The organism is Gilliamella sp. Occ3-1 (assembly GCF_001690655.1).
GTDB classification, from domain to species: domain Bacteria; phylum Pseudomonadota; class Gammaproteobacteria; order Enterobacterales; family Orbaceae; genus Gilliamella; species Gilliamella apicola_P.
In genome coordinates this window covers 1-3,391 of record NZ_LZHQ01000014.1, presented here as the reverse complement: position 1 = coordinate 3,391, position 3,391 = coordinate 1, and the positions used below count along the sequence as shown (strand labels likewise).

Annotated in this window: 1 tRNA gene and 2 rRNA genes; all 3 read left to right on the top strand. The window is 48.4% G+C overall.

The features are described from left to right. Nucleotides 1-214 precede the first annotated feature (214 nt). Nucleotides 215-1,752, top strand: a 16S ribosomal RNA gene (locus A9G43_RS04405). Between the two features lie 54 nt (nucleotides 1,753-1,806). After that, nucleotides 1,807-1,882, top strand: a tRNA-Glu gene (locus A9G43_RS04400). 256 nt (nucleotides 1,883-2,138) lie between these two features. Then, nucleotides 2,139-3,391: ribosomal RNA gene (locus A9G43_RS04395) — 23S ribosomal RNA — on the top strand; the annotation flags it as partial.

The following is a 3,391-nucleotide window of genomic DNA, read 5'->3' as shown; positions in this document are numbered from 1 at the left end:
GTAGTATACGCAACCCTTGAGACAGAGAACTAAGTCAACGAAAAGTTGATGAGGAATATAAGCTGTCAGCTCTTTAAAAAGAAGAAACAGACAATCTGTGTGGGCACTTGCGAGACAAAAGATTAAAGTCTACGGACTAAAAAATTAAGTCTTGATAAGTGACACTGAAGATTCATTTGAATATGTCAGAGACAGTTATTGAGCATCAAACTTTAAATTGAAGAGTTTGATCATGGCTCAGATTGAACGCTGGCGGCAGGCTTAACACATGCAAGTCGAACGGTAACATGAGTGCTTGCACTTGATGACGAGTGGCGGACGGGTGAGTAAGGTATGGGGATCTGCCGAATGGAGGGGGACAACAGTTGGAAACGACTGCTAATACCGCATAAAGTTGAGAGACCAAAGCGTGGGACCTACGGGCCATGCGCCATTTGATGAACCCATATGGGATTAGCTAGTTGGTGGGGTAAAGGCTCACCAAGGCGACGATCTCTAGCTGGTCTGAGAGGATGACCAGCCACACTGGAACTGAGACACGGTCCAGACTCCTACGGGAGGCAGCAGTGGGGAATATTGCACAATGGGGGGAACCCTGATGCAGCCATGCCGCGTGTATGAAGAAGGCCTTCGGGTTGTAAAGTACTTTCGGTGATGAGGAAGGTGATGTATCTAACAGGTGCATTAATTGACGTTAATCACAGAAGAAGCACCGGCTAACTCCGTGCCAGCAGCCGCGGTAATACGGAGGGTGCGAGCGTTAATCGGAATGACTGGGCGTAAAGGGCATGTAGGCGGATAATTAAGTTAGGTGTGAAAGCCCTGGGCTCAACCTAGGAATTGCACTTAAAACTGGTTAACTAGAGTATTGTAGAGGAAGGTAGAATTCCACGTGTAGCGGTGAAATGCGTAGAGATGTGGAGGAATACCGGTGGCGAAGGCGGCCTTCTGGACAGATACTGACGCTGAGATGCGAAAGCGTGGGGAGCAAACAGGATTAGATACCCTGGTAGTCCACGCTGTAAACGATGTCGATTTGGAGTTTGTTGCCTAGAGTGATGGGCTCCGAAGCTAACGCGATAAATCGACCGCCTGGGGAGTACGGCCGCAAGGTTAAAACTCAAATGAATTGACGGGGGCCCGCACAAGCGGTGGAGCATGTGGTTTAATTCGATGCAACGCGAAGAACCTTACCTGGTCTTGACATCCACAGAATCTTGTAGAGATACGAGAGTGCCTTCGGGAACTGTGAGACAGGTGCTGCATGGCTGTCGTCAGCTCGTGTTGTGAAATGTTGGGTTAAGTCCCGCAACGAGCGCAACCCTTATCCTTTGTTGCCATCGATTAGGTCGGGAACTCAAAGGAGACTGCCGTTGATAAAGCGGAGGAAGGTGGGGACGACGTCAAGTCATCATGGCCCTTACGACCAGGGCTACACACGTGCTACAATGGCGTATACAAAGGGAGGCGACCTCGCGAGAGTAAGCGGACCTCACAAAGTACGTCTAAGTCCGGATTGGAGTCTGCAACTCGACTCCATGAAGTCGGAATCGCTAGTAATCGTGAATCAGAATGTCACGGTGAATACGTTCCCGGGCCTTGTACACACCGCCCGTCACACCATGGGAGTGGGTTGCACCAGAAGTAGATAGCTTAACCTTCGGGAGGGCGTTTACCACGGTGTGGTTCATGACTGGGGTGAAGTCGTAACAAGGTAACCGTAGGGGAACCTGCGGTTGGATCACCTCCTTACGAAGTGCTCGTAAGTGTTCACACAGATTGTTTGTTTAGAAGAGAAATAATTAAGTCCCCTTCGTCTAGAGGCCTAGGACATCGCCCTTTCACGGCGGTAACAGGGGTTCGAATCCCCTAGGGGACGCCATAAAATGTGATGAAATTATTTTCTAAAAAATTATGTTTGTATTTACTTGATTTAGTGTTTAAGTGAATAGAAAGATAAAGCTCTTTAACAATTAGGAACAAGCTGAAAGAAACGAGTTCTCGTTTTTACGAAAGGCTTTTAATTATAGGTTGAGTTAAAGTTTATTGAACTTTGATTGAACAATCTATAAATAAAAAGAGAATAAGTAAGAAAGAGAAGAAAGCGTAATTTAAACCAAGACAACTGTGAGTTGTAAGGTTAAGAAATTAAGCGTACACGGTGGATGCCTAGGCAATCAGAGGCGAAGAAGGACGTGTTAATCTGCGAAAAGCGACGGTAAGCTGATAAAAAGCGTAATAGCCGTCGATGTCCGAATGGGGAAACCCAGTGTGGGTAACCACACTATCATCTAATGAATTCATAGTTAGATGAGGCGAACCGGGAGAACTGAAACATCTAAGTACCCCGAGGAAAAGAAATCAACCGAGATTCCCTGAGTAGCGGCGAGCGAAAGGGGAGGAGCCCAAGCGGGTAGCATAAGGTATTAGTGGAAGCGTCTGGAAAGTCGCACGATAGAGGGTGAAAGTCCCGTACACGAAGGTACGTTATGTGGAAGCTTATAGAGTAGGGCGGGACACGTGATATCCTGTCTGAAGAAGGGGGGACCATCCTCCAAGGCTAAATACTCCTGATTGACCGATAGTGAACCAGTACCGTGAGGGAAAGGCGAAAAGAACCCCGGGAGGGGAGTGAAATAGACCCTGAAACCGTGTACGTACAATCAGTGGGAGCTGTTACCGTTGGGTAATAGTGACTGCGTACCTTTTGTATAATGGGTCAGCGACTTATATTCTGTAGCGAGGTTAACCGAATAGGGGAGCCGAAGGGAAACCGAGTATTAACTGTGCGTTAAGTTGCAGGGTATAGACCCGAAACCCGGTGATCTAGCCATGGGCAGGTTGAAGGTTGGTTAACACTAACTGGAGGACCGAACCGACTAATGTTGAAAAATTAGCGGATGACCTGTGGCTGGGGGTGAAAGGCCAATCAAACCGGGAGATAGCTGGTTCTCCCCGAAAGCTATTTAGGTAGCGCCTCATGAATGACTGTTGGGGGTAGAGCACTGTTTCGGCTAGGGGGCCATCCCGGCTTACCAACCCGATGCAAACTCCGAATACTGACAAGTTGAATCATGGGAGACACACGGCGGGTGCTAACGTTCGTCGTGAAGAGGGAAACAACCCAGACCGCCAGCTAAGGTCCCAAAGTCATAGTTAAGTGGGAAACGAAGTGGGAAGGCTTAGACAGCTAGGATGTTGGCTTAGAAGCAGCCATCATTTAAAGAAAGCGTAATAGCTCACTAGTCGAGTCGGCCTGCGCGGAAGATGTAACGGGGCTAAAACTATGCACCGAAGCTGCGGCAGTGCACGCAAGTGTATTGGGTAGGGGAGCGTTCTGTAAGCCGTAGAAGGTGTGTTGTGAGGCATGCTGGAGGTATCAGAAGTGCGA